Raw genomic sequence first — 26,569 nt, 5'->3', positions numbered from 1 at the left:
TTGTAGAGCACCGCTAACAAGTGGAGTGTTAGAGCGCGTCATCAATTAAGCTCAAAAACTTTGAGGTATCAACCTTACCACGCCCGTCCTAATAAACCTTGTCATTACCCACCTTTTTGCAGTGAGCTAGAGTGTGGGCACGACCATCGACGCATACGGCAAGCTGGGACAGTGGGCAGAACAGCAATGGGGAGAAGCAGCGTTAGGCGATGCGCGCCGGACGCGACGAGCGATGAAGATGGGAGCGGCTCTGGCAGGAGATCTTGATGGTAGGCTGCCCGCACAACTGCTGCGTTGACGAGAACTCACAGCGGGCTGTCGACTGCTCGACGAGGCCGCTGTGACGCATGCGGTTCTGAGTCAACCGCCCTGGCAGCAGGCGCGAGACCGAGCCACCCCAGAGCCGTGCGGCGGTCGTGCTCTTAGTGCCAGCGACCAGCGACCTGGATGACAGCGCTCACGTTCCAACACAAGCGCTTGGACACCTCGGCAACGCTGGCGGTCGAGGCTGGATGTGGCACAGTTGGCTTGCAGTCATTCCGACGCCTGGAAACGCAGAGGTGATGGGACTGGCTGGACAACGGGTGTGGCGACGCACTGCGGTCAAAGCGGGAACGGAAACCCGGACACAACGTGCAGCACGCTAGCGAGAAGCCGAAGTTTGGGCAGAACGGCTCGAAGCGATAGGACGTGCGCCAAAGGGCGAGCAACGTTGGGGGAGTGTGGGCGACCGGGGCCGTGAGGTGTTTTCGTCTCTGCGCTGGCTCAAACCACGCTAAAACTGCGAGGACGCGATGGACAGCCGCAACAGACGGTTGCCCTGACAGGTTGCCTGGTTTGCACTGTCTGTGCGGCCTCTGGTGCCTGGCAGTGAGCGACACGAAGCAGCGCCGTCGGGTTGGTGCATGCGCGTGTGGCAAGGGACAAAGCGAGCCCAAGCGTTGGCATGGGTGTTGTTTACCACCATTGCACTCAGCGATGCAACCGAGGCCCTGATGCACGTGGAGTGGTACGCAGACGTTGGGTGTTTGAGGCGTCTCACAACTGTCTCAAGCGTGGCTGTGCCATGAACGCCGCCCATTGACCACGGCTGACGGCTTGGTGCGATTGTTAGGCTTGCTCGCCATTGGGGCAGTGCGACTGCCGCCACTGCGAACCTTCGCGCGAACCCACCCAGAAACACCCACACCCGACGCGATGCCTGACGCGATGATTCCGGTCTTAACGGCGCGTCAGGCATTGCCGCACCCACCCCAAACACTCGGCGAATTTTGGCGGTCTTTGGCGCAATAGGTGGCGCGATTGGGCGTAGAGGCGATGGCAACCCAGGTGGGCAAACTTTGTGGCGCGGCTGGTGCCGTCTCCAAGAGCGCTGCTGGGGCGCCTCGCTCGCAGGCAGGCTGAGGTAAAAAATCTGGGTAATGACAAGCACTCAAAGTGCAGGGCGGGGCAAGCGATCACGGGAAGATTTGTCAGCCAATCAAATTGCTAGCCTCTAACCCTACACAGAATCGGCATTTTGTTTTTTTGCTACCTGGCACCGTTGAGTCTTAGCGGAGAGGCGCATATAAGTACACTTGTTCTATTTTATTTCTTCCAGTAAGCTTGAGTGGTCCTATTGCTGACAAGGAGCTTATATGCAGAATGCCATCAACTGGTTTGAAATTCCTGCTGCCGATTTCGATCGAGCAGTCACCTTTTACAGCTCTGTATTGGGTACCGAAATCCAAAAAGCAGAATTTATGGGAGAGCCGCAAGCCTTCTTCCCCAGCGCTCAGACGGCAACCAGTGTGGGAGGCGCGATCGTCAAAAGTGATCGCCTGACTCCTTCCATGACAGGCACCTTAATTTACCTGAACCTGGGCACGGTGGAACAGTTAGAACAGGCATTGGGACGGGTAGAGTTTAGCGGAGGTAAGCTCTTGATGCCCAAGACCGATATTGGTGAGCCGGGGTTTATTGGCATCATTCAAGACAGCGAAGGCAACGGTATTGGTCTGCATGCCCCCAGACCTGTTGCAGCATAGAATTGCCTCTTGCATCCTTTCCTGCAAGTTGCCTGCAAATTGATATGGACGGTGTACGCGATCGCTTTTTCTATGGGCGCGATCGCATGGTAGTTGGAACGATCGCTCTACTTTGAGGGCAACGCTGGAAACGGGACGACCAGAAGCAAAATTGTGATGAGAAAGGTAATTAAATATGGCAAATTTGCCCAGGATTGGATTGCTTGAGGAAACTGTTCCAAAAATTTGGTCGATCCATCCGGTTTGAGAAAGTTCCCTTGCATCTTCTCAACCCATGCATCATCGTCACTGATGATGTAGCCACTGTTAATGCGAGTGAGGCGATTAAAGTTCTCGCGAAACTTGCGCTCCAGATCGAGGTAGTAAAGATCCAGGACACCAAATAAGGCAAAAGCGATGAATGCTAATAGAAATAAGGCGGTACTTCGATTGGCAAACCCAAAACCGACGATCGCGGCCCAAACTGTGATGCCAACTTTTTTCACTTCTAATGAATTATTTGCCATCCGCGCGATCGCAGCCTGCAACATCTCGCTTTGCTTGATCCAATAGTCCCGGTTTTCAGCGTAGGGGTTTGTCATGCAGCTTGGCATTGTTTGCGATCGATGCCCACCTATTCTACTGGAAGAGGCGCGATCGAAGCTTCGCGTAACCAATCTGGCAGGCGGCGTAGTCGCAGTGCTTCAAGTATTCAAAGGGATGCCACTCGTTGTGCCCGATTGATTCCATGTAGGTGCCATCTTGGAGCGCGATATCCGGCTCCACTCCAGTCACATCAGCATAGTAGAGATAACACATTTCATTCACCTGCGTACCGACGATGTACTGACCGAATGGTTGTACTGTCACTCGATACCCTGCTTCTTCGTAAGTTTCTCGCAGCGCAGCGGCTTCAGGCGATTCCCCTTCCTCCAATGCGCCCGTAATCGGACAGGGGAAGAGCTTAAACATCCCATCTACTTCTCGATTGTCGAGACAAAGATGCTGCTGGCGAATGAGGACTTCGTACTGCGGCGGGTTTGCACTGCTTCGCAACAGAAAAACGGCAACCGAATCTTTGCCCTTGCGTTCCAAATACTGAAATCCTCTAGGACTTTCTTTGACCACAATCCACTTCGCTTGAAAAATGATTCGATCGGCATCCATTGCTTTAGTTCATAGTTTGCGAGTCCCCTCCCAAATCATGACAGCATACTGAGCTTAAGAATGCTTCGTACTACCCGACACAATTGTCTACCAGCGAACCAAACAAGCTGACCGCTGACTGCTGATCGCTGATTGCCAACAGACTTCAAGCCGTATACGTTCGACCCAAGCCAAGCGCACCCAGCCCTTTGCGATAGGCGATCGAGGTTCGGTCTGCGCCAATATGCGATTCAGTAGAAAGTTCCAGCGGCAAATCTTCGGGATATTGGGCTTCCACCACTTCCTGATCTTCGGCAAACACCTGGTAGTTAAATTCGTACACAGGTTCCAGCGGTGCATCTTTGTCAAAATTGCGGCACAGTGGGACGAAGATACGCGTTTTGCGGGCAGACACTGGCGAAGCCGCATTGAGAATACACAACCGTCCCTCGCCAGGGAAATGCACCGTCAGGCGTGCGGTAAACGGGAAGAACACCTCGAAAATGCGGAGCCACTGAAAATTAGGCGGGGCAAGATCTTGCATGGCTTTGGGAAAATTGCTGACCGTACTGAGGTACTCAGCGCGAATCCCATTGGGTGTTTTTTCGACATCGTAGCGCGGCACCACCGGATTGTTGAGGTCGCCGAAGGTGTTGGTATGCACCCAGGCAAAATGCGCCACGTCAAGAAAGCCCTCCATTTGTCTGCCAGCCGCCGCATTGATATCGACCGCATTCGGCAGAATTTGCTGATAGTTAGGGTCATCCCACTCATGCAGGTCAGGTAAGGGATATTCTTCACCCCCGCCAAGCGATGTCCACACCAGCCCATACGCTTCTTTGACCGGATAGGTTTTGAGGCAAAGCTTAGCAGGAATGGTGGCACCAGGGTTTGCAGGTACTTCGACACAGCGCCCCTCGGCTGAGTAGTGAAAGCCGTGGTACTTGCAAATAAGCTGGTCGCCGCTAACCCAACCCATGCTTAGTGGAATGCCACGATGCAGACAAATATCGTTGGCTACAGAAATGCCCGCTGAGGTACGCCAAATCACTAACCGCTGATCGAGCAAAGTTGCAGAGATGGGCTGCTCTTTCACATCGCGGCTAAAGGCGATCGGATACCAAAAAGGTGCCAGTGCATCCCAATCTGATTCGGTAAAGGTGCAGCCTCTGGGATAAACCGTTCGACGAGCTGTATTAACCATGTGAACCACGACTCCTTGCAACAGCGTTTAGCGAACAACACGCTGGGGTATGCAGTATACATACTACTCATGTGCAGTGAGCGGGTTGCAGTCACACTTGCTACCAAACGCGGATTACTCAAGAGGGAATGACTGAAGGTAGACATACGATCGAGGCTGGTGATGGTTCTTGCTGCTGCTTGTCGTCATCAGTTGTGCAGGGTGTAATTTGCTTAAAGCTGATACACAACTTGTTACGCAGACAAAGCGGGAGGGAATGCTAACGAAACCTTTGAAACAGATGACAATCAGGTTGCCGCTTATGATTACGATCGCCGTTCCCACCCGTATCTCACTAGAAGACCTGGCAGGACAAATCCTGGGATCAGGTAAGATTACGCCTTCCAACCGCTATCAATTGATGCTGACCCTGTTAACTGATGGGCTGACTGAGGAAGATTACATCATTATTGATCGCTTGTTCTACGGGGTACGCAAAGGGCTACTGCGGTTGGATTAGTCTTGTTCCAGGTAAGCTTGAGCGCTACAAAAAAAGCCTGCATTGGCTTCTAAAATCGGCGCTAAGCCCGCGCGACACCATCCTGACGTGCTGCCTGCTGTACAGCCGCAGAGACAGCCGTTGCCACTCGCTCATCAAAAACGGATGGAATAATAAACTCGTGATTGAGATCAGATGGTTTCACGAGCGAGGCAATTGCCTGTGCTGCTTCGAGATACATGCTGATCGTAAAGGTAGAGGCACGGCAATCCAGGGCACCTCGAAAGACACCGGGAAATGCCAGCACGTTGTTGATTTGATTGGGATAATCGCTGCGCCCAGTTGCCATCACAGCGACATCCTGCGTGACCAGCTCTGGCTGAATTTCGGGAATGGGGTTTGCCATTGCAAACACGATCGGATCTTTTGCCATTGATCGCACCATCTCACGTGTCACGACTCCTGGCGCGCTAACACCCAGGAAAACATCGCTGTCTTTCATCGCATCAGCCAGCTTGCCGCCTTTCTCAAGGGCAAATTCACGCTTCTGATCATTGAGATCAGCGCGATCAAACGACAGGATGCCTTTGGAATCGCACATGGCGATATGCTCTGCGCCTGCTTTACGAAGTAGTCGAGCGATCGCCACCCCTGCTGCGCCTGCCCCATTAATCACAATGCGCACGTCTGCCATTGTTTTGTTCACAAGCTTCAATGCGTTGATGAGTGCCGCCAGTGTGACGATAGCTGTCCCATGCTGATCATCATGAAAAACAGGAATATTCAGTTCGCGTTGGAGGCGGGCTTCAATCTCAAAGCAACGGGGAGCCGCAATATCTTCCAGGTTGACGCCGCCAAAGACGGGCGCAATGTGCTTTACCGTTTCCACGATCGCATCGGTATCTTGCGTGGCGAGACAAATGGGGAATGCGTCCAAATCGCCAAACTCTTTAAACAGCATGGCTTTGCCTTCCATGACTGGCATCGCCGCTTCAGGCCCCAAATTTCCCAGCCCCAAGACAGCACTCCCATCGGTGACGATCGCTACCGTGTTTTGTTTGATGGTTAGGGTGTAGACCTTTTCTGGCTCTTCCGCAATCGCGGTGCAAATACGCCCCACCCCTGGCGTATACGCCATTGCCAAATCGGCCTGTCCCCGTAATGGAATACGGCTCTCTACGGTGATTTTGCCGCCACGATGCAAGTCAAAGGTGCGATCGTACACATTCAGCACTTTAATATCGGGGAGTGCTTTTACAGCTTCCACGATCGTCTCTGCGTGTTCTGTACTGGCCGCATCAATGGTGATATCGCGCAGCGACAACTGGCGAGTCTGCTCAATCAAATCAATTTGACCCATGTTGCCGCCCAAGCTAGAGACGGCTTTAGTCACCGATGCCAGCATCCCAGGGCGATTTGGCACCTGGAAGCGGATGGTCAGGCTAAAACTGGAATTAGGAGTGAGGTTAGTCATGGGCATTTGGCTTTACAACGGGTTTTAGTTGAGTTAACTAGACGTGGCCGCAGCAGTCAGCTACCAGCTTTTTTAGTAGTGCCCCAAAGGCGCAGCTTGTTAGAGCGTCATTAGCTTAAAGGAATGTCTGACCCGCAATTGTACCAAGTCACACCAACTGATTTGATGTAGTCATCGTGAACTGTCGGCATAAAAGGGAAAAATGAGGAATGGGATAGTGATTAGCTATCAGCCGTCAGCTTTTAGCACTCAGCCGTCAGACTGAGAGGTTTGAGTTGACCCAGTTGTTAGTTGTTGGTTGTTGGCTGTTAGTACATGAGTCGTTTTTGACTCCTTCTAAACACTAAAAATCAACAACTCCCTTGCCGCCACCGTCTGCCTTCACTTCGTTCAAACGTCTAAGCCAAACGTTCCTATGCCTAGTCTTTATGTCGAAATGGAGATCAATGCGTCCCGGCGTAGGGTTTGGCAAGCGCTTCTGCGTAAAGAGCAATGGTTGTATTGGAATACTTACCTTTATGACTGCGACCCCAAGCAACGCTTTGAGCAGGGACGGGAGGTTTCGCTATCACTACGGCGCATTCTGGGTGATGAAGAAACAGAGTTTCAACCCCTCATTACGCTGTTGCAGCCAGAAGTTTGCTTGAAGTGGGTGTCCTCAATTCCTGGCTTTGTGCATGAGCATGTGTTCCAGCTCCAGGAGTCAGGGCGCGACCGCACCAAATATGTTCACCAGGAAAATTTCTCTGGACTGCTCACACGGGTGATCTTCCCGTTCATCCGTCAGGACGAGCAGCAGGGTATTCGTCGCATGGCACGTGAACTCAAACGCTATGCCGAATCACCATCCAGCGCGACAGCCGATGTGTTTAGGCAACGGTGAGGGGTAAGGGGTGAGGGATAGGGCAGAAGGTGAAAGGACGAGGGATGAAGGCAGGAAGGGAAGCCAGAAATCAGGAGCCAAAAGTCAGAATCAAGTTAGATAGGACTTACACCTAAGGAATCGAAGTTCGCCCTTCAGTTCACAACTTTGAGCAGGGTGGCTTCGTATAGAAAAAGCTAAAAGTCACGAAGAGCCTGACGTTGCCCCCTGAATTCTCGTTCAAGGTTCGCTGTCTGGCACTGGAGCGATCCGGGTTAAAATAGAGCGTACCGTTAACGGGTTTTGCAAAAGACTGAGCGATCGACTTCGTTTCTGCTTGGTGCAGTTAGGCTGGTGGTACAACGCCTTCTTCGGTGAGGGTTTTGTCGCTAGTGATTCTGCTGGGTAGCCAAGTATCGGCCCAAGCGTTCAGCGCAGCGCTTCTCAGATCAGCTTTACAAATCGAAGGTCAAGAAAACTTTAATCGTTTGTCGCCTGACGTTCCCAAAAACTTGCTATCGCTTTTATTCATGCCTCTTTGAACGTGTTTGTGTAAGTCTCTTTGCGATCGATTGAGCGACGTTCAATCCAAATAAAGATTGCTGAGTACTTCACAATTTGTTACAACGTAGTGAGACAACCTTCGGGACGAAAGATCGCATGATTGGTGGCTTCACTGCACCCCCTACCGGCACCGACTTTGGTGAGCGCATGCTCAATAAGGTTGTCAGCCAATCGATCCGTCATCTGTTCTCTCAGAGTGAGTCAGTTGAGGTGGCTATCCGTTGCTCTCCTTCCAGCAAGCTACTGCAAGGGAGTATCGACAACTTCAAGATGAATGGCCGCCGTTTGGTCATTCGCAGAGACTTTTGGGTCGAAGAAATGTCCTTTGAGACGGACGCGGTTTCGATCGACTTCAGCTCTGTCCTGAGCGGTAAAATTCGGTTGAAACAGCCAACGCAGGCGATCGCGCAGGTTGTGCTGACCGAAGACGGTATTAACCAGGCGTTTATGGCTGAACTGGTTAAAAAACGCCTTTTAAATATTGATACGCCCGAACTCACCAATTTGTCAGGTGGTGAGCCTGTCTCGTTTACGGATGTTAATCTACAGCTAATGCCCGGTAGCCAGATCAAAATCTTTGCGAAGACGGAGCTACCCAATGGCTCTGTCCCGATCAGCCTGATTGCGTCTTTAGCGGTCGAACGTCGCCGTCGAATTTCCTTTCAGAACCCGCAGTTTAACGAAGACGTGGTGCCAGAGACCCTTAGAGGCGTCTCGCGCGTGCTGACGCTGGCGTTTGCCGAGATCCTCGACAATATGGTGGATCTCGATCGCTTTGACCTTGACGGCGTGACGATGCGCATCAACCGCTTGGAAACTCAGGGTAAGAAGTTGGTCTTCAGTGGCTATGCCCAGATTGAGCATTTCCCTGGTAATGGCTGATTTAAGGGCAGGAGGCAGAAGGCGAGGGGCAGAAGGCGGGGACAGAAGGTAAAAGTAGGGGTAGCTGAGGCTGAGGGCTAAACCGCTGCTAGTTGTCCACTACCTGTCCTCTCAACTCAAAACTTTGCACTCAAAACTGACTGAAGGCTAAACCACTGCTGGCTAACCTCTTACCGATTCCCTCAACTCAAAACTCAAAACTTTGCACTCAAAACTGACTAATAAGCAAGCTCAGCGGCCCAGGAAATAAGCACTCCTAGAATCGAGCCAGCGATAACCTGGACGGGAGTGTGACCGAGTAATTCCTTAAGGCGATCTTCGTTGAACTGCTGATCTTCCTGAAAAAACTCATCAATGATTTGGTTGAGAATGCGGGCCTGTTTGCCAGCCGCCTGTCGCACGCCTGCTGCATCATACATAACGATCACCGCAAAAATAATCGCGATCGCAAACTCGGAACTTGCCCAGCCAGCGGTTTGTCCAACACCTGTTGCCAGGGCGGCAACAAGTGCCGAATGGGCACTGGGCATGCCGCCTGTTTCTACCAACACCCGCAAATTGACTTTATGATGTTTGCCAAACTCAATGACAAGCTTCATGGCTTGAGCAACCAGACACGCGATAAGCGCGACCAGCAGTACCTGGTTGTGAATAATGTTGCCAAAGTCCTGCATGTGTTTTGCGGAGAGAGGAGGATAAAGGATGGATGCTAAAGGATAAAGGATAAAAAGTTCGCTTAGCCTTTAGCCTTTAACCTTTCTATTTAGTGGGTACGAGCGGTAATAAAGTCAGCGATCGCCACTAACGGTTTGGCTCGATCGCCAAAGCCTGCCAGTTCTGCTTTGGCCTTTTGCACCAGCGTGTGTGCCTGAGTTTTCGACTCTTCTAGGCCCCAAATGCTGGGATAGGTCGCTTTCTGCGCTCGCAGATCTTTGCCAGCCGTTTTACCCAGTTGCTCTTGGGTTGCTGTGATGTCTAGAATATCGTCCACAATTTGAAAGGCCAGACCAATATGCTCGGCATACCGTGTGAGGTGCTGCAAATCGGCCTCTGAAACACCTGCCAGAATGCTACCTGATGTCACAGACGCTTCGAGCAATGCGGCTGTTTTGTGATTGTGAATGAAGTTGAGTGTCTCCAGGCAGACGTCTGTTTTGCCTTCCGATTCGAGGTCAACCACCTGCCCACCGACAAGACCCGCCGCGCCAACGGCCCGTCCCAAAATGGCGACAATGCGGAGGAGGCGATCGTAGGGCACGTTTTTTGTTTCCATTGCCACGTGCTCAAAAGCGTAGGCAAGTAAGCCATCACCTGCCAGGATGGCAATATCTTCACCGTACACTTTGTGGTTGGTCAGCTTGCCGCGCCGATAGTCGTCGTTATCCATCGCGGGCAGATCGTCGTGGATTAATGACATAGTGTGGATCATCTCTAAGGCACAAGCGGTGGGCATCGCCATGTCAATCGTGCCACCAATGAGTTCACAGGTTGCCAAACAGAGAATGGGACGCAGCCGCTTGCCACCTGCCAGTAGGGAATAACGCATCGCGTCATAAATCTTTTCGGGATAAATGACTGGGAGTGCACGATCGAGCGCCGCCTCTACAAGCGTTTGCCGTTCTTGTAGATAGGCTGCCAGATCAAAATGGCTTGCCTTCTGGGACATATGCAGCTTGTCTGATAAAACCATTTCGATACTTCCCTCCCCGTTCTCACTTCAGTTACATCACAATCGCGTGACCCAATCGATTTCCCTCAATCATTCTTTATCCCCACGCTTCTCAACCCCTCAATCATTCTACGGAGGTTTCTGCACTCATGAGACATTGAGTTTCTGGACTTTTGCGTTCACGTCGGTCAACTTGGGGCTGCAAACAACTGTTTTAAGCCATGAGCCTTGTTCATCTCGCTATCACTGCGGCTTGGGCTACTTCGCTCGACCTCTAGCGTTCGATGTAGCTCTGCACCGTATTTTGGAGCAGCATGGCGACCGTCATAGGACCGACGCCACCGGGAACTGGTGTAATCAACTTCGCGATCGACTGCACCGAGGCAAAGTCAACATCCCCAACTAAACGCGCTTTGCCGCTGGCATCGGTAACCCGGTTCATGCCGACATCGACGACGATCGCGCCTGGTTTTACCATCGCCGCCGTGATGAGTGCTGGACAACCCACGGCCACTACGAGAATATCAGCAGCCCGCGCGATCGCGCCGAGGTCAGGCGTGCGGGAATGGGCGATCGTGACAGTGGCATCCGCTTCCAGTAGCATCAACGCCTGGGGTTTGCCGACTAAAATACTGCGTCCGATCACGACGGCGTGTTGCCCTTTGGGGTGAACGTCATAGGCTTGAAGGAGTCGCATTACACCTGCGGGAGTGCAGCTTCGTAAACCTGGTTCCCCTCGCACCAGTCGCCCCAAATTGACTGGGTGCAGCCCGTCTGCGTCTTTGTCGGGAGCAATTTGGTTCAGGAGTGCAACCGCGTCTAAATGGTCTGGCAGAGGGAGCTGGACGAGAATGCCATCGACGCGTTCGTCCTCGTTCAAGGCGGCGATCGCCTGTTCTAACTCAGCCTGGGTTGCGGTGGCTGGAAAATGCCGACCAAAGGATGCAATGCCCACATTGGCGCAAGCTCGCTCTTTATTGCGAACATATGCCGCGCTAGCAGGATTATCCCCTACCATCAGCACTGCCAAACCGGGCGCACGGCCTTTGCGAATTTGCAAGTCCTGGACTTGTTGCGTTAGCTCAGTTTGAATTGAATTGGCGAGGGCTTTGCCGTCAAGCAGTTGAGCAGTAGACATTAGGCAGAATCAAGGCAGCGATCGCTGCCGCACATATGGTCAAACATCAATGTCTGTGTTAATACAGCGTTAGGTTGCTTACCAGTTTCGCAGATCTAGCGTTCCTTTGCGTCTGTCTCTGAGAGGGAGAAATATCATGGGGTTTTTAACCGCTCCCATGAAAGCTCATACCGAGTGGTCAATGGTGGCTCTGCTTATGATGGGTCTAACGGGTTGTGTCTCGTTCGGTGAGGCACAAGGCAGTGGTGGTATTCAACCTGTTGAGTTTGCGATCGCCACCAATACGATCGCGACGCTCAAACAGACGCCTCATGTCAACGCGATCGTGAAGGTTAAAGGGCAGGTGGGTCAACGGGTGCCTCTCCTAGGCAAGACTGCTTACGAACTCAGCGACGCTACGGGAAGCCTCTGGGTGATTGCCACAGACGCGATCCCAAATTTAGGTGATGGCGTTGTGGTAGAGGGCAAACTGCTCTATCAAACTATTCAACTCAACGGCAGAGAACAGGGATCTGTTTATCTTGAGCAGCAGCGGCAACTTCAGCATACGCCTGCCGTCAAAAGCGATCGTGGCACGTCCCACGCTGAGAGCTGACTGCTCACCTACGAGCATAGAACTTTCTGCAAAAGCTTGACGTGGGAGGATAGAACACTTGGATATTAGTCAGGAGCATCGTCATAAAGTTGCGATCGTCATTCTGCATCAAAACGGTCATTTTTTACTCCAACTCCGTGACGATATTCCTGGCATTCTCTACCCCGGCCACTGGGCGCTGTTTGGTGGTCACCTAGAGCCTGGTGAGCATCCTGATGAGGCAATTCGACGGGAATTAGTGGAAGAAATTAGTTACGCACCCGCCATGCTTACCCCTTTCGGCTTTTATGAAGATATCCAGGTAGTTCGCTGTGTCTACCAAGGCGTGTTGGATGTCGATCTCAGCCAGCTTGTCCTAAAGGAAGGATGGGATATGGCACTGGCGAGTGTTGAAGACATTCGGCGGGGCGATCGCTACTCGCACCAGGCGAACCAGACGCGCCCGCTCGGCAAACCCCATCAACGTATCTTGTTAGATTTTATTGAGGGCAGTGCCTTAAGACCACATCACTAATGCCACATTACTGATGTTGTTTAGCCTATTTAACCTAACAGTTGTCTAACCCAGCGGTAGTTAATCTCTGCTTGAAGTGTCATGGAATCCTGAAGCTTTCGCAGAATGGCGGAAAGGGACACAACATAGCCTGGACAAGTGGAAATTTGGGCATACTCCTCGAAAAAAGGTAGCGTTCGTGTGATTGTATGGCTGTTAGGTGCAGATTCTCACCACGATCGCCGAGGGATGGCAACCCCATCCTGCTAAAGTTTACGGATGCTCTACCCTATATGCCAGTTCATAAAGACTCCAAGCGCTCAATCGTTTTCTACAAACAAGACTTGCGGAAACGTTGAACCTCCGTGTGTTTCTTTTCTTAAAGTGTAGATTGATACCTGAATATTCGGTGTTCTGATTCCGCCTGCCAAATGGTCTATGATGCATACTCTCGCAGTAGAAACCCCAGTACCTTAATAACGTATGAACCTGATTTTTAAACTAGGCTGCTAAAACGCCAATGGACGCTTCGATTTTGTTAGTCGGAGGTGATGACTTTCTGGCAACACTTCTGGTTCGTATCCGAAACTTAGTGAGTTGCACTGTAGAAGTGGCAACAAATGCAAGCGAAGCCATGCCGCTGGTTCAAGCACAGCAGCCCGATCTGGTCATTCTTCAGGGAAATCAACCGGGTAGCTTAGAACTTTGCCGCCAAATTAAAGAGCAAACGCGTCTTGCCTGGATTTATTGCTTGCTGCTCGATTATCCGACGCATACCCTGGCAGAAGCGTGGCGCGATCGCTTTTGGGAAATGGAGTGCCGAGCCGATGCGCTGGAGAGCGGTGCCGATGCCTATTTATGGTTTCCTAAACAGGATGCCAAAGGGGAGACACTGGATCTAGATGTGGTCATACAGCAAGACCGTTTGCTCAGCGCACAAATTGCCTCTGGGTTGCGTACCGTTAAGAATCACCGTGAACTGATGCGAACGAACGATATTCTGTCTGCGATCGCGCTGTCAGACCCGCTCACAGAACTGAATAATCGTCGTGCCCTTGATTGGGAACTGCCTCGTCAGATCCAAAATTCTCGCGTTCGCTCAGAGCAAATGAGCATCCTGATGCTGGATGTGGATTACTTCAAAAACATTAACGACACCTACGGGCATCCTGTTGGCGATCGCGCCCTGCAACTCATCGCCGGTCGGCTGCGCCACAACCTCCGGTTTCGCGATACGCTCTTTCGCTATGGCGGCGAAGAATTTGTCATTCTGCTGAGTAGTACCGATGAGCAAGAAGCTTTGCTGGTTGGTCGTCGCCTCTGTCACTTAATTGGTGACCAGACGTTTGCGATCGACGACGCCCTCACGCTTGACATGACCATTAGCGCGGGTGCTGCATCCCTAAAAGCTAGTGACGATCTGAAAGGAGCCAGCCTGCTGCAACGTGCCGACCAAAACCTCTTAAAAGCAAAAGCTGCTGGGCGTAACCGAGTGGTTGGCGGCCTGGAAGAAGGCTAGCCGATATGGTTACGTTTGGGGCTAAACAACCTTTTGTAGACTACACACCCTCTTTGACAGGAAAGCGATCGATCAAGCGAATGGCTTGATGTGCTGTATGTTTCAATTCGTTCGGCGCGTGCGGCACGTGCGGAATTTGCGAGAGAAAATCGAGCGTGCGGCGGAGAATGCGAACCACATCGCCCTCATCAAGGCTGGTATTCGAGCAGAGTTCTGTCCATTCCACGCCGAGCGCCCATTGCTCGACCAGGCCGACCAGTTCGTACTCTAGCCATACAGGGAGTACAACTTGATATTTGCGCTGAAGCTGAAAGAGGCGACGACGAATGCCTCTCAAGCCACCCAACGCTTCTTCGACTTCGCCAGAAAGGTCATAGCGTGTCCAGCTATCAGGGCGCGACACTTCGGTGACGAGTGCAGCACAGGCCGTTGCCAGATGGTGTGGATCCAGCACATCAAGCTCTCCAGACATGAGCGCTAGTCCCAACCAAAGCTCGTTATCGCCCCGAATCGCAGCAGTCGCTTGACCTAACGGTGTGGGAATTAAGCCTTCGAGACAGCCAAAATGTTGCAGAATTTCGATTAAGTCCAGAAATTCTCGCCAGTGCTGTTGAGCTTGCCGATCAAGCTTGGTCTGGCGATCGACCAGTTCAGTCTGTACCGCTGTGATGCGTTTTTGGCGCTTGAGAATGGTCACACGATTACCCCAACGGTTAACTGGATGTGCTTCAAGCTGATGTTGGACGCCTTCCATACGCTGAAGCTGCTCGTACACTTCGGGCGCTTCGTCGATTGGAGACGGGACAGCGGGAATTTGATTGGCGATCGTCGCTGTGGTGCTGTCCCCTGACTTCATCTGCCCCGGTTTGAGAGGCATTTCAGGGGGTGGCGTGAGATGATCCACACCACTGAGCCGGGGAATTTCGCCCCGCAGACCCACAACATCTTTTACCGTAACGACATACCAACGGTTGTCCTTCCCAATGCAGATGAGGTAAGGAAACTGTCCCGCACCAGGCACCTTCATCACCAGCGCGGCGGGTAGCGGTTGGGCGACAGGCACGTTGGCACCTTTGAGGCTGAGGACGGTGCCTGCGATCGCAAACGACAACGCCACGGGCAGATCGCTAGCCTGCACTTCCGCTGCCTGGTCTTGCAGAATCTTCAGCAGACGGCGCTCTTCCTTCAGTCGTTCTTGCAGCTTTTCGTACTGTGCCAGCAAACTCCAATCCACGCCCTCTAGTTGTGCTTGCAGTTGGGCAAGCTCCGCCTCGAGATGGGCGATCGCGTCCTGCTGAGGTCGTAAGTAGAGCGTGGAGAGGTATTGCCCAAAACTGCGTTCAACCAGTTCTTTTGCCTCCTCCAGCGTATGGGTTTGCAGCAGATTTAGCACCATGCCGTAGCTGGGGGTAAACTGGCTTACTAGTGGATCGGCCCCCACAGTGGTTAAATACGCTGCCTCGCGTGCACCTTCAAAAGGCGTTTGCACAGTAACGACATGCCCCTGGCTATCCATGCCGCGCCGCCCTGCTCGTCCTGCCATCTGCAAAAACTCAGAGGCGTTCAGCAAGCGATGTCCCAGATCAGTCCGCTTAGAGAGGCTCGAAATCACCGTTGTGCGGGCAGGCATATTAATTCCGGCTGCGAGCGTTTCGGTAGCAAACACAACCTTGATTAAGCCCTGCTGAAAAAGCTCTTCTACCAATCCTTTCCAGGCAGGCAAAATGCCCGCGTGGTGTGCTGCAATGCCCTGGTATAGCGGTTCAATCTGCCCTGCCCGTCCTGCTTCTGGGTTTTGTGCTAGAAAGGCATCGACCTGTGCGCGGAGTTGCGCGGCTTCTGCTTCACTGACCATCGATAGCGGTGCATCGCTGACAGTCGCAACAGCCTGATCACAGCCCCGCCGACTGAAGATGAAATAGATGGCAGGCAACATATCTTTCTGCCGCAATTGGCTCAGCACAAAGGCTAGATTGGGGCTTTCCTGGCGCGGGCCGCGTTTACTACCACCGGGGGCACCTTTCACACCTTTCAGCTTAAGGCGGGGGTTGATGCGCTTTTGGCTGTCGTCGAGTAAGGGAAAGAGGCCTTTGGGGTTGCAGAAGTGGAACTCTAAGGGGACGGGGCGAAAATCAGAATAAATAAGATCGGTCGGGCCGTGGACTTGATGAATCCAATCCGTGAGTTGATCGCTATTGGCAACAGTGGCAGACAGCGCCACAAGCTGAATTTCGGGTGGGCAGTAAATAATGGATTCTTCCCAAACGGTGCCACGCTGGCGATCGTTCATATAGTGGCATTCATCCAGCACCACGGCTTCAACGCCTGTAAGCGACGTGCCCACTTCGCCGATCGGGGTACCGTAGAGCATATTACGAAAGATTTCTGTGGTCATCACCAGGATGGGGGCATCCCGATTGACCGACACATCCCCGGTCAGCAGACCCACCTGATCGCTGCCAAAAAGTTCTCGAAAATCGCGCAGTTTTTGGTTCGACAGTGCTTTAAGTGGGGTGGTGTAAAAAACTCGCTTGCCGCGCTTAAGCGCTCGATAGATGGCATACTCCCCAATGAGCGTTTTTCCTGATCCTGTAGGCGCGCAGACCACGACCGATCGACCCGCCTCCAACGCGGCAATCGCCTGCTGCTGAAAATCGTCCAACTCAAAGGGAAAAAGAGTCGTCAGGTCTAGCCCTGACGCTAAAGGGGAAACAGTCACGCCCAAAAATCCTACCTGTAGTGGAGACTAAGCGATCGACTTACGCGATTCGATCAACGCGATCGTTCCATTCATCATATAGCTTGATTTTAGACTGGCTCTTCCATAACCTATACCCATGCTTTAAAGCGCTGATGGACCCTCTGCTAAGACTTGGGAGATAAAAGGTTTAAGTTCAAGCCCTGAATGCGATAGTACGGTAAACACATCGTTAAACTCTCCAAGGGAAGATAACCAATAAAGCTTCAGTGAGCTATATTGACTAAGGATGATTTAACTTGATCAAGCAGAGATGTGTTGCTTCTGTTTTAGAGATAGCAGTTTAGACCGCTTAACATGGTCTAAGTTAGCTTTACTGCACTGTGCTTTGCTCTTTTACAACACATTTGGTGACGATCAGACTCGTCCGTCAGTTGTTAGACAAGTGGGTAGCCTAATATGAGTTGATGCCTAAGCAAGGGCATGTATACAGCGCTTCAACTCAAGCGGAGGAACCAAATCATTGGGGCTAATCTCAGCGTTTTGAGAGAGACACCTTCCAGTCTTAGCCCGTCAGCTAACTCCGTCGGCAATGGGAGGAGTCGCCCAAAACTATTGCTTAAAAAGCTATGGTTATTGGAGTCTCCTGATAGATACGTCCTACCGCTCAGCAACGGTTTCGTATCTGTTACTGACCCACCTCTCGTACACTCTATTCTTGAGAGGTTCAACCGTGAATATTTTATCAATGCTTGCACGTCTGCAAGACGCGCTGGGCTGCCCTAATCTCGCCAAACAAATGGTGTTGGTGCCGTTTAATGGAGTGGAGTCCAGTTCTTCTAAACGAATCAACCTTCTTGTGGCCTACAATGGCTCTCCTCGTAGCCAAACGGCTCTGGATTTAACCCTGTGGATTGCGCACCAGACACGGTTGGCAACGGGTAAGCAGGTTACAGTGCAAGTTGTTTATGTTTTGGATGCAGCGGATGCCTGTTCTCCTGCTCCATCCTTGCCGCTTCAGTGTTCCACCCCGTGGGGCTATGACCAGAAGGAGTTTGACCAGCGGTTGTATCGCGGTGTGATCGACACTGACTATCGTCCTCTCGATGCAGGGCATCGCTCTAATAGCGCTGTCGCTGAATCACCGATACGGGCAGCAGCCTGCCAACTCAATCAGTTTGACCAGGCCGATTTAATTCTTTGGCAGGCGCGCCATTTGGCGGATGAATGGCGTGGTTCTCTCAAAACCCATCTCCGTTTTGGGCAGGTGGCTACTGAATTGCGGCGGGTGGCTCAAGCAGAATCCGCTGCCTTACTGCTGTTAGGGTGCGATTCGGCCACACACCCATTAGTACAACAGTTAGAGACGGAGTTCCCTTGTGCTATCCTTGGCATTCCGCCGACAGGGTCTAACATCTAGCAATGGCGATTGTGGTGCAAGCTTTCTTAATGTTGCAAAATTTTGCATACAGGGTTTTCTACAGCGATCTCTTTATAAATATTATGAATAGACTCTGAAAGCAGCCTCAAGCAACGACACAGATTCGATGCTTGAGGTTACATTTAAGCGGTGATTGAGATTCATCTTTTCTCTGTTGAATCTGTTTTGAGGTGCAGGCGCTTCTTGGAGAAGAAGCGTACCACTTTGGCTACTTTTACTGTGGTTACTGATTCTTGCAAATGTTAAGGTCTGAAGCATCATGCGCGTGGTTGAGAGGATGCTTCAATGATGGATTGGGCTCTGAATCTACATCGGCTGTTTTTGCTTGTCGTTGAATCTGATTGGAGCGGTGCTGATCTCCTACTGTTGCTGTGTGGTGGCGCGATCGCCATTCTTGGTGGGGTATCCTTGTGGCTGGTGTACCAGCTTCAGCAGCACAAGCAAGTGAGCAAGCAACTGCTTGAACAAACTCAGAACAAGCTCAAGCGTCAAAATGAGGATCTGGAGCTTCATGTTGAGCAACGCACCGCTGCGTTACAACACCTTACGGAGCAGCAACAGGCTCTGGCAGAGGTCATTGGTAAGATTCGTGCCCCACTTGGGCTAGACGCTATTTTTCATTTGGCAGCGACCGAAGTGCGTCAGCTACTCAATGTCGATCGGGTGGGTATTTTTCGGTTCTACCCCGACTCAGGCTTTGATGACGGTGAATTTGTTTCAGAAGCGGTACTCCCGCCCTATGCATCGGCTCTCAAGCGCCGTATTCATGACCATTGTTTTGGCGAACGGTATGCGGTGCATTATCAGCAGGGGCAAATTCAAGCGGTAGCCGATGTGCTCAACGCGGGGTTAGCCGATTGCCATATTGCGGTTCTCTCACAGTTTCAAATCAGAGCTAATTTGATTGTGCCACTTCTGAGAGGCAAGGTGCTGTGGGGGTTGTTGTGTATTCATCAATGTTCTGAACCGCGTCAGTGGCAAACATCAGAGATTGAATTTGTTCGCCAAATTGCCGTTCAGCTTGATGTGGCGCTTTATCAGGCAGAACTGCTTCAGGAAACACAGGCAAAGACTCAGGAGCTTGAAGCAACCTTGCATCAATTGCAGGCGATGCAGCTTCAACTGGTGCAATCTGAAAAGATGTCGTCTTTGGGGCAACTTGTAGCGGGTGTGGCGCATGAAATCAATAATCCAGTCAATTTTATTTATGGTAATTTGGCTCACGTTGACCACTACACACAAGATTTGCTCGACCTTTTGCAGCTTTACAAAGAGATTTATGTTGTGTTGCCAGCAGATGTGCAGGCAAAGATTGATTTGATTGATCTGGACTTTATTTTGGCAGACTTACCCAAGCTACTAGCATCTATGAAGGTAGGCACCGATCGCATTCGTGAAATTGTTCTGTCGCTCCGCAATTTTTCGCGCTTAGACCAGTTTGAAATGAAGCATGTATGGCTTCATGAAGGGATTGACAGTACGCTGATGATTTTGCAGCATCGGTTGAAACCGTCTCCTCAGCAACCGGGTATTGAAGTGATTAAAGACTATGGTGAATTGCCGTTGGTGGAATGCTCGGCGGGGCAATTAAATCAGGTCTTTATGAATCTTTTGTCGAATGCGATCGATGCGTTGCAAGACGCTCATGCCAACGATGACAAGGACGTGAATCGCGATCGGCCCGGAGTGATTACCATTCAAACTCAAAGGCTCGATACAGAGCACGTTCAGATTGTGGTGCGCGATAATGGGCCAGGGATGTCAAGTGCGACGCAGCAAAAGCTGTTTGACCCGTTCTTTACAACAAAAGTTGTTGGTAAAGGGACAGGGTTAGGGCTTTCCATCAGCTATCAAATTATTGAACGACACGGCGGTACGCTACGTTGTGTGTCTACCCCTGATCAAGGTTCAGCCTTTTATATAGAAATGCCCATCGTGCAGGCAAAAAAGGCTTCCGACGCTAAAGTTACGGTATTGGCATCAGAATGAGGCGATCGCTGCTCTTAATTTGTCTTGAGCTTCTGACGCGTAAAATTAGGTTTGTCAAAAATGTAAGTAAATGAAAAAGTATTCAGCATGAGCGACTGCAAGCGAACACATTATCAATCAATTGGATATGCCACGGCGATTTTCCTTGCCTTCAGTACCATTTCTGTCACGATCGCTCAGCCACCAGGCAAAAGCTTCTGGTTAGATCAGGCAAAACCAGCCAACTGGAATAAACCGGGTGCTTCCCTACCCAAAGCGCCTTTATCCAGCGTTGATCTAGACAATTTCCACCAGTGCAAGGCGACGATACGACCTGCCACGGCTCCTGAAGATAAAGCCGTAAACAGTGCTGGATGGAAACTTTTTGGGTCTTATCAGCGGTTTGGGAAAGTGTCGCTTGTCACAGGTTTTAGCGGTGTCGATGGTATGTGCCGTCCGTTGGGCTATCAGGATTTTGTATTTGTGAATGGCAAATTTGCTGGAACGCTTTCCCCACAGCCAATGGATTCACGGACAGATGGCGCGTCTGGTCGCACCTACTTGTTTGAAGAGACCGAGCTTTCGGCTGAATTTGCACGCTACAAAGAGGCTGATGCACTGTGTTGTCCATCGGCTGAAAGTAGTGTTTCTTACCAGATTCGTCAGCAAAAAGGGCAGCCTGTGGTGGTTCCGACTGATGTTTCGACTAACCCTACGGGTCCCTAGAGAAGGCAAAAGGTAAAGGCAGAAGAGGTTGCTTCGCGTGCGTTCTAGCCTATTGAGCGTACTGATACCAATTTAAGCTGCACATTCTGTAGGGGCACGGCATTGCCGTGCCCCTCCCGGCGATTGATCTGAAGTAATCATGCTTTAAATTGGTATGACATATTAGGCTTAATTGAAACGACGATGGTTCCTTGGGTGGCGATCGTTCCTAGCGATCGCACCTTAAGGAGCCGTTAGTTGTTCAATCGGCTGAATTTAGCGTCCGCCTCGCCTACGGAGTCGATCAATGGTGACGGCAACAATAATCACCAGACCTTTCACCACCAACTGCCAGAAGTACGACATGTTTAGCAGCGTCAACCCGTTGTTTAGCACGGCGATAATCAGCGCACCCAGCAGGGTTCCTGGCATGGTGCCGATGCCGCCTGTAAAACTCGTGCCGCCTAAAATGACAGCGGCGATCGCGTCTAACTCATACCCATTCCCCAACAGCCCAGTAGCACTGTAGAGACGGCTGGAACTCATGATGCCTGCCAAGCCTGCCAGTAGACCGCTGACCCCATAGACAAATAGCAGCACTCGGTTGACTTTAATACCTGTAAGCCGTGCCGCTCGTTGATTGCCGCCCACTGCATAGATCTGCACACCCAATACAGTGCGTCGTAGCACAAACCAGCTTGCACCGATCGCTAACAGCGCAATCACTACCAACCAGGGTAAAGGCCCCAGGTAGTTGTTACCAATCCAGGCGAAACCAAGGTCGCGGTTGATGACCGTGGTACCGTTTGCCACAAGGTATGCCGCACCCCGCCAGGCGGTGAGTGCGCCCAACGTCACGATAAACGGCGGCAAATCTAGAAAGGCAATGAGCGCACCATTTGCCAACCCCATCAGCAAGCCTGCTAACAGCGCCACGGGAATCGCAGCCCAACTTAGCGCAGGCAATAAGGAGACCAGAACAGCGATGACAGCCGATACGCCAAGAATAGAGCCAACGGATAGATCAATGCCACCTGTGAGAATGACAAACGTCATCCCGGTTGCCAGCACGATGTTAATCGAGGCTTGCCGTGCAATGTTGACCAGGTTGCCGGGAGTCAGAAAGCTGGGCGAAAGCACGGTAAACAGAATGCAAATGAGCAGCAAAATCGGTAGAATGCCTGCTACTTGCAGCCAGTTTTTGGTGCTGCTTCGCTGTCGCGCTTTGGGTCGATCGCCCGTGTTCCGCCCCAGTGGGGTTAACTCGGTTTGACTCATAATGCGGTAACCTCCGATGCTCCTGTGGCGTAACCCATAATGTTCTCCTGTGTGATTTCAATGCCTGTTGTGCCGCCCAGTTCGCCAACCAGTTGCCCTTCGCGCATGACGAGGACGCGATCGCTCATGCCCACAATTTCTGCCAGTTCACTGGACACCATGAGAATGGCAACCCCTTGTGCAGATAGGTCACTGATAATGCGATAGATCTCGCTTTTGGCACCAATATCTACGCCACGAGTGGGTTCATCCAGCAGCAGCACTTTAGGTTTAATGGCTAACCACCGTGCCAGCAAAAGCTTTTGCTGGTTTCCACCCGATAAATCCATCGCGCGGATTTCTAAATTCGCCAGCCGGATATTGAAATCGCGAACGGCATCTGAGGCAATTTTGCCAATCGTGCCAAAGTTGATGACGCCGATTCTGGCATCCTCCCGCAGTGAATTGAGCGCAATGTTTTTGCCCGAACTCATCTCCAAAAACAAGCCCTGATCTTTGCGATCTTCGGGAACGTAGCCAATGCCTGCCGCGATCGCGTCTCCGGGTGAGTTAATCCGTAGCTGTTTACCATTCAGAAACACATCACCACTGGTCTTTGGATCGGCACCAAAAATGAGCCGCGATAGCTCCGTGCGCCCTGCACCCACCAAGCCTGACAGTCCGACAATTTCGCCTGCATGAAGCGTCAAGTTGGCTGGTTTGACCTTGCGTCCGTCGCTGATGTTTCTGACTTCCAGCACCGCAGCACCCACATTAGTCTGCCGCTTGTGTTCATAGAAATCGCCCATCGATCGACCCACCATCATCTGCACCAGGCGGTCTGCGGAAATTTCATCCCGCGTCAAGCTACCGATGTATTCGCCATCGCGCAGCACGCTAATGCGATCGGCGAGCGCATACACTTCTTCCATGCGGTGGCTGATGTAGATAATGGCAATGCCATCGCTGCGAAGTTTGCGGATGACTTCAAACAAGCGCTCGGTTTCCCGATCGGACAAGGCTGCCGTCGGTTCATCCATCACCAAAATGCGGCTTTTGTCTTTGAGCGCACGGGCAATTTCAAGCTGCTGCTGCTCAGCGATCGACAGAGTAGAGACCACATCATTTGGTTCAAAATCAGCTCCCAGAGTTGCTAACACTTCTGCGGCATGACGTTCCATCTGTTCGCGATCGAGAAATTGCCCCCGTCGCAACTCGCTGCCCATGAAGATGTTTTCCGTTACGGTCAAATTGGGTGCAACGTTCAGTTCTTGATAAATCAACGTAATGCCTGCACGTCTTGCTCTGCCCGGATCAGCAATGTCGATCGGTTCGCCGTTAATGCGAATTTCGCCTTCATCGGCAATATACGCCCCCGCCAGAATCTTCATCAGCGTGCTTTTGCCAGCGCCATTTTCACCCATCAAGGCATGGACTTCACCGGGATAAATGGTGAGATTGACGTTTTGCAGCGCGGGTACACCACTAAACCGTTTGGTAATACCTCGCATTTCTAAAACGGGTGTTGCGATCGGCGCATCAGGCACTGAGGTTTGTGTATCAATTGTCATAAACAACTCCCAAAAAATTTTATTGTTCTATTTATAAAGATGGAAGTTTCTAGATGGCTTGCATTCAGCCTTTAGCCTTTAGCCTTCATCCCTCACTCTCCCGTCCAGCCTTTGTAGCTACTGACGTTGTCGCGGGTAATGAGCTTAACGGGAATCAAAATGTTGGGGTCGGCAGGTCTTTTACCATGCAAAATATCGTTACCCACCTGCACGGCTTTCTGAGTCATGCCCAGTGGGTCTTGAGCAGCCGTTGCAACAAAAAGGCTCTTAGGGTCTTCGATCGCCTGTTTTGCTTCGGGTGCACCATCTACACTCACAATGAAGAATTCATTGCGTTTCGCCTGTTTGGCAGCGAGTTCTGCCCCAATGCCGCTAGGGTCATTGATCGAAAAGACGGCATCAATTTTGGGAAACGAAGTCAGCAAATCCGTCATCACGCGTAACCCACCATCTCGACTGCCTTCCGCGTTCTGGTCTTTAGACAGCACTTTGATACCTGGATTTTTGGCAAAGACGTCTTCACAGCCTTTCACCCGATCGAGCACTGAATTGACGGGCGGCCCGTTGACGATAACTACATTGCCCTTACCCTTGAGGCGATCAACAATGTATTGACAACTGAGCTGTCCCGCTTGCACATTGTTGGACGTAATCGTGGCATCCACGCCGCCATCAGCGCCCGTGTCCACCGCAATGACAATCAACCCTGCTTGCTTGGCTTTGGCGACTGCGGGGGCAATGCCCTTGCTATCAGCAGCATTCAGAATAACGACATTGGTATTGGACGCGATGAAGTTTTCAATCTGGTTGAACTGTTGATTCAGGTCATACCCACTAGAAACAATCGTCGTTCTCACGCTGTCACCACCAATCTTTCTGGCTTCTGCCTCTGCACCCCGTCCCATCAGCACAAAAAAGGGATTGCTGAGGTCGCCAACGGTCACGGCGATCGATTTCAAATCACCGCTTTGCACCGCCTTCTGAACGCCTTCATTAATCTGATTGCCTGCGGTACAAGCGACAAAGGCACTGCTAGCAAGACCCACGATGCCAGCCGCAAGACTGCCTTGACGGAGCGCGTTACGAATTGCTACTTTTTTCACGGTCATGTCACCCATTCATTAACAGAAAGTCAGTTAAAGCAGACTCATGGACAAATGCAAATGATGTCAATACAAACAATAGTGAATCGCTAAAGATTAAATCAGCAATACACTACGATCGGCAGTGCCAGACTTGCAGTATCAACGTTTTACAACCCGTATGAGTTGCCAGCAAGGCGATTGTTTCAGATGGTTTAATGCCGGGTTTCGCTTGAGCCGTAAGCTTAAACGTGAACCAGGCAATGAGTTTGCGTTTCTAAAATCACTACTAGTTACGTCTAAAGTAGATGATATAAACAGTCTCAGTGAATTAAACAACTTTGATTAAACCTGCTTGTCATTAAACTTGCAGCTATTGCTTTCATTTCACTTCCCAGATTTCTATCCTACCGTGATGGTTTGCAAAATAAAATCCTCAGACAAGCGTCTATACCCAAAGATAGAGTGCAGATTCTTGTGTGCTAAAACCCTTTTTAGAAGGCAGTTTTAGCTTTTCTCCTAACATTAAAACCGTCGTAAGCTTAATAAAAAGTAACTCCTGGCTCTCATCTAACCCGTTGGTACGCTTATGAATGCACCACATGTTGTTGTTTTTGGCAGCATTAATATGGATTTAGTTGCCCGAACGCCCTCACTGCCAGTTCCGGGTGAAACACTCTTGGGCTACAGCTTTGCAACCATTCCCGGTGGCAAGGGCGCAAACCAGGCAGTAGCTGTCGCGCGATTGCATATACCGACCGTGATGGTAGGGCGTGTAGGAAACGATGGGTTCGGGCAAGCTCTACTTGCCGATCTTCAGTCGGCTGAGGTTAACACATCAGATGTGTTGGTTGATGAAACTACTGCGTCGGGTGTGGCGATGATTGCAGTGGACGATCGAAGCGAAAATCACATTATTGTCATTTCAGGGGCAAACGGACAGATTGAGGCGATCGACGTTAATCGCGTCATCCAGCGCCTACCGGGTGCTGCTGCCCTCTTGCTGCAATTTGAAATTCCGCTTCCGGCTGTATTAGCCGCCGCGCAAGCCGCACATCAGGCTAGAGTTCGTGTGATTTTAGATCCAGCCCCAGCGCGATCTGACATGCCAGCGGAGCTTTATGCCTGTGTCAACATCATGACGCCCAATGCCGTTGAAGCAAGCAAATTGGTTGCTTTTCCGGTACATGATCCAACGACTGCTGCTCAGGCTGCCACTGTCCTACATCAACGGGGTGTGGAGACTGTTGTGATTAAACTAGGCGCAACCGGGGTCTTTTGTGCAACGCCAGACGAATCCTTTTTTATCCCGGCTTTTGCAGTGAAGGCGGTTGATACGGTGGCGGCTGGCGATGCTTTTAATGGGGGAATGGCCGCCGCCCTGTCAGAGGGCTTGTCAATACGGCAGGCAATCGTTTGGGGCGCAGCAACTGGAGCGCTCTCCGCTACTAAAGCAGGCGCACAGTCATCCTTGCCCGATCGCGCCACAGTGGAAACCTTTCTCAAACAGCACGATCGCTAGAATGGAGTCGCGATCGATTTGATATGCGCTCGATTCATTAGTTAGTATTATTTACCGAATAGTTTCTTTTCAATTTTTAGGCTTCTCCAAGTTAATCATCAGGGCGATTTAAGCTTTTCACTGCTTAATAAATGAAGCTCACTTATTAGCGTCCAAAGGAAGGTTATGTGGGAAAGAGACTATTACTAGCGATCGCATTCATCTGCACTTCTCTGATCACAATTAGTGCCGTGGGCTCCAGATAGCATAGGGGAAGCTCCTGCTTGACTGACAAAACTAAGAAGCCGGAATACGG

25 protein-coding genes and 1 riboswitch are annotated in these 26,569 nt (G+C 51.2%); of the genes, 14 read left to right on the top strand and 11 right to left on the bottom strand.

Annotated features, from left to right (window positions below; genetic code table 11):
- Positions 1-133 precede the first annotated feature (133 nt).
- From AC5JLP_RS15095 to AC5JLP_RS15080, 4 genes are all read left to right on the top strand, one after another.
- Entirely contained in the window at positions 134-298 is a 165-nt protein-coding gene (locus AC5JLP_RS15095; protein WP_496068746.1) for an IS4/Tn5 family transposase DNA-binding protein, read from the top strand.
- Between the two features lie 118 nt (positions 299-416).
- On the top strand, positions 417-647 hold the full coding sequence (locus tag AC5JLP_RS15090) for a hypothetical protein (RefSeq protein ID WP_496068745.1): 231 nt from the start codon (positions 417-419) through the stop codon (positions 645-647).
- 433 nt (positions 648-1,080) lie between these two features.
- Entirely contained in the window at positions 1,081-1,293 is a 213-nt protein-coding gene (locus tag AC5JLP_RS15085) for a hypothetical protein (RefSeq protein ID WP_496068744.1), read from the top strand.
- A gap of 344 nt (positions 1,294-1,637) precedes the next feature.
- Positions 1,638-2,027, top strand: coding sequence for a VOC family protein (locus tag AC5JLP_RS15080; RefSeq protein WP_496068743.1), 390 nt, complete (start codon positions 1,638-1,640; stop codon positions 2,025-2,027).
- 107 nt (positions 2,028-2,134) lie between these two features.
- Here AC5JLP_RS15080 and AC5JLP_RS15075 read toward each other — a convergent pair whose 3' ends face one another.
- The 3 genes from AC5JLP_RS15075 to AC5JLP_RS15065 all read right to left on the bottom strand — a co-directional run bounded on the left by AC5JLP_RS15075 (position 2,135) and on the right by AC5JLP_RS15065 (position 4,356).
- Positions 2,135-2,608 (bottom strand): hypothetical protein, encoded by a 474-nt coding sequence (locus AC5JLP_RS15075; RefSeq protein ID WP_496068742.1) that lies wholly within the window; start codon positions 2,606-2,608, stop codon positions 2,135-2,137.
- A gap of 37 nt (positions 2,609-2,645) precedes the next feature.
- The gene (locus AC5JLP_RS15070) at positions 2,646-3,173 is read right to left on the bottom strand and encodes an NUDIX hydrolase (RefSeq protein ID WP_496068741.1); all 528 of its coding nucleotides are present in this window, start codon (positions 3,171-3,173) and stop codon (positions 2,646-2,648) included.
- Positions 3,174-3,318: 145 nt separating this feature from the next.
- Entirely contained in the window at positions 3,319-4,356 is a 1,038-nt protein-coding gene (locus AC5JLP_RS15065) for an aromatic ring-hydroxylating dioxygenase subunit alpha (protein ID WP_496068740.1), read from the bottom strand.
- 280 nt (positions 4,357-4,636) lie between these two features.
- On the opposite strand from AC5JLP_RS15065, the gene AC5JLP_RS15060 reads away from it, so the two are divergent.
- Positions 4,637-4,855, top strand: a complete 219-nt coding sequence (locus AC5JLP_RS15060; RefSeq protein ID WP_496068739.1) for a hypothetical protein — start codon at positions 4,637-4,639, stop codon at positions 4,853-4,855.
- A 61-nt stretch (positions 4,856-4,916) separates the two neighbouring features.
- Here the strand turns inward: AC5JLP_RS15060 and AC5JLP_RS15055 are convergent, their stop codons facing one another.
- Positions 4,917-6,308, bottom strand: a complete 1,392-nt coding sequence (locus AC5JLP_RS15055) for a malic enzyme-like NAD(P)-binding protein (RefSeq protein ID WP_496068738.1) — start codon at positions 6,306-6,308, stop codon at positions 4,917-4,919.
- A gap of 415 nt (positions 6,309-6,723) precedes the next feature.
- Here AC5JLP_RS15055 and AC5JLP_RS15050 point away from each other — a divergent pair, with 415 nt between their 5' ends.
- On the top strand, positions 6,724-7,191 hold the full coding sequence (locus AC5JLP_RS15050; protein ID WP_496068737.1) for an SRPBCC domain-containing protein: 468 nt from the start codon (positions 6,724-6,726) through the stop codon (positions 7,189-7,191).
- A gap of 597 nt (positions 7,192-7,788) precedes the next feature.
- Positions 7,789-8,616 carry an LmeA family phospholipid-binding protein gene (locus AC5JLP_RS15045; RefSeq protein ID WP_496068736.1) on the top strand — a complete coding sequence of 276 codons (828 nt, stop codon included), beginning with the start codon at positions 7,789-7,791 and terminating at the stop codon, positions 8,614-8,616.
- 218 nt (positions 8,617-8,834) lie between these two features.
- Here AC5JLP_RS15045 and AC5JLP_RS15040 read toward each other — a convergent pair whose 3' ends face one another.
- The 3 genes from AC5JLP_RS15040 to folD form a co-directional block, all read right to left on the bottom strand.
- Positions 8,835-9,290, bottom strand: a complete 456-nt coding sequence (locus AC5JLP_RS15040) for a divergent PAP2 family protein (RefSeq protein ID WP_496068735.1) — start codon at positions 9,288-9,290, stop codon at positions 8,835-8,837.
- A gap of 89 nt (positions 9,291-9,379) precedes the next feature.
- Entirely contained in the window at positions 9,380-10,306 is a 927-nt protein-coding gene (gene crtE, locus AC5JLP_RS15035; protein WP_496068734.1) for a geranylgeranyl diphosphate synthase CrtE, read from the bottom strand.
- A 253-nt stretch (positions 10,307-10,559) separates the two neighbouring features.
- Positions 10,560-11,423: a bifunctional methylenetetrahydrofolate dehydrogenase/methenyltetrahydrofolate cyclohydrolase FolD gene (gene folD / locus AC5JLP_RS15030; RefSeq protein WP_496068733.1), complete on the bottom strand. Its 864-nt coding sequence runs from the start codon at positions 11,421-11,423 to the stop codon at positions 10,560-10,562.
- 136 nt (positions 11,424-11,559) lie between these two features.
- Between folD and AC5JLP_RS15025 the strand changes: the two genes are divergently transcribed.
- The 3 genes from AC5JLP_RS15025 to AC5JLP_RS15015 all read left to right on the top strand — a co-directional run bounded on the left by AC5JLP_RS15025 (position 11,560) and on the right by AC5JLP_RS15015 (position 14,030).
- Positions 11,560-12,018: a hypothetical protein gene (locus AC5JLP_RS15025; protein WP_496068732.1), complete on the top strand. Its 459-nt coding sequence runs from the start codon at positions 11,560-11,562 to the stop codon at positions 12,016-12,018.
- 58 nt (positions 12,019-12,076) lie between these two features.
- Positions 12,077-12,532, top strand: coding sequence for an NUDIX hydrolase (locus AC5JLP_RS15020; protein ID WP_496068731.1), 456 nt, complete (start codon positions 12,077-12,079; stop codon positions 12,530-12,532).
- A gap of 499 nt (positions 12,533-13,031) precedes the next feature.
- On the top strand, positions 13,032-14,030 hold the full coding sequence (locus tag AC5JLP_RS15015; RefSeq protein WP_496068730.1) for a GGDEF domain-containing response regulator: 999 nt from the start codon (positions 13,032-13,034) through the stop codon (positions 14,028-14,030).
- A gap of 40 nt (positions 14,031-14,070) precedes the next feature.
- Here the strand turns inward: AC5JLP_RS15015 and AC5JLP_RS15010 are convergent, their stop codons facing one another.
- Positions 14,071-16,749, bottom strand: coding sequence for a DEAD/DEAH box helicase (locus AC5JLP_RS15010; RefSeq protein WP_496068729.1), 2,679 nt, complete (start codon positions 16,747-16,749; stop codon positions 14,071-14,073).
- 437 nt (positions 16,750-17,186) lie between these two features.
- Positions 17,187-17,335: riboswitch (cyclic di-AMP (ydaO/yuaA leader) on the top strand.
- A gap of 126 nt (positions 17,336-17,461) precedes the next feature.
- Between AC5JLP_RS15010 and AC5JLP_RS15005 the strand changes: the two genes are divergently transcribed.
- The 3 genes from AC5JLP_RS15005 to AC5JLP_RS14995 all read left to right on the top strand — a co-directional run bounded on the left by AC5JLP_RS15005 (position 17,462) and on the right by AC5JLP_RS14995 (position 20,863).
- Complete coding sequence (locus AC5JLP_RS15005; RefSeq protein WP_496068728.1) at positions 17,462-18,148, top strand: universal stress protein; 687 nt, start codon at positions 17,462-17,464, stop codon at positions 18,146-18,148.
- A 306-nt stretch (positions 18,149-18,454) separates the two neighbouring features.
- Entirely contained in the window at positions 18,455-20,158 is a 1,704-nt protein-coding gene (locus AC5JLP_RS15000) for a sensor histidine kinase (protein ID WP_496068727.1), read from the top strand.
- A gap of 87 nt (positions 20,159-20,245) precedes the next feature.
- Entirely contained in the window at positions 20,246-20,863 is a 618-nt protein-coding gene (locus AC5JLP_RS14995) for an LppP/LprE family lipoprotein (RefSeq protein ID WP_496068726.1), read from the top strand.
- A 255-nt stretch (positions 20,864-21,118) separates the two neighbouring features.
- On the opposite strand, the gene AC5JLP_RS14990 is transcribed toward AC5JLP_RS14995, so the two are convergent.
- The 3 genes from AC5JLP_RS14990 to AC5JLP_RS14980 all read right to left on the bottom strand — a co-directional run bounded on the left by AC5JLP_RS14990 (position 21,119) and on the right by AC5JLP_RS14980 (position 24,779).
- Positions 21,119-22,120: an ABC transporter permease subunit gene (locus AC5JLP_RS14990; RefSeq protein WP_496068725.1), complete on the bottom strand. Its 1,002-nt coding sequence runs from the start codon at positions 22,118-22,120 to the stop codon at positions 21,119-21,121.
- Positions 22,117-23,670 carry a sugar ABC transporter ATP-binding protein gene (locus AC5JLP_RS14985; protein WP_496068724.1) on the bottom strand — a complete coding sequence of 518 codons (1,554 nt, stop codon included), beginning with the start codon at positions 23,668-23,670 and terminating at the stop codon, positions 22,117-22,119. Before AC5JLP_RS14985 ends, AC5JLP_RS14990 begins: the two co-directional genes overlap by 4 nt.
- A 92-nt stretch (positions 23,671-23,762) precedes the next feature.
- Positions 23,763-24,779: an ABC transporter substrate-binding protein gene (locus AC5JLP_RS14980; RefSeq protein ID WP_496068723.1), complete on the bottom strand. Its 1,017-nt coding sequence runs from the start codon at positions 24,777-24,779 to the stop codon at positions 23,763-23,765.
- A 562-nt stretch (positions 24,780-25,341) separates the two neighbouring features.
- On the opposite strand from AC5JLP_RS14980, the gene rbsK reads away from it, so the two are divergent.
- Entirely contained in the window at positions 25,342-26,274 is a 933-nt protein-coding gene (rbsK, locus tag AC5JLP_RS14975; protein ID WP_496068722.1) for a ribokinase, read from the top strand.
- Positions 26,275-26,569 lie beyond the last annotated feature (295 nt).

The organism is Stenomitos rutilans, from assembly GCF_059505485.1.
This window is presented reverse-complemented; position numbering and strand designations above follow the sequence as displayed.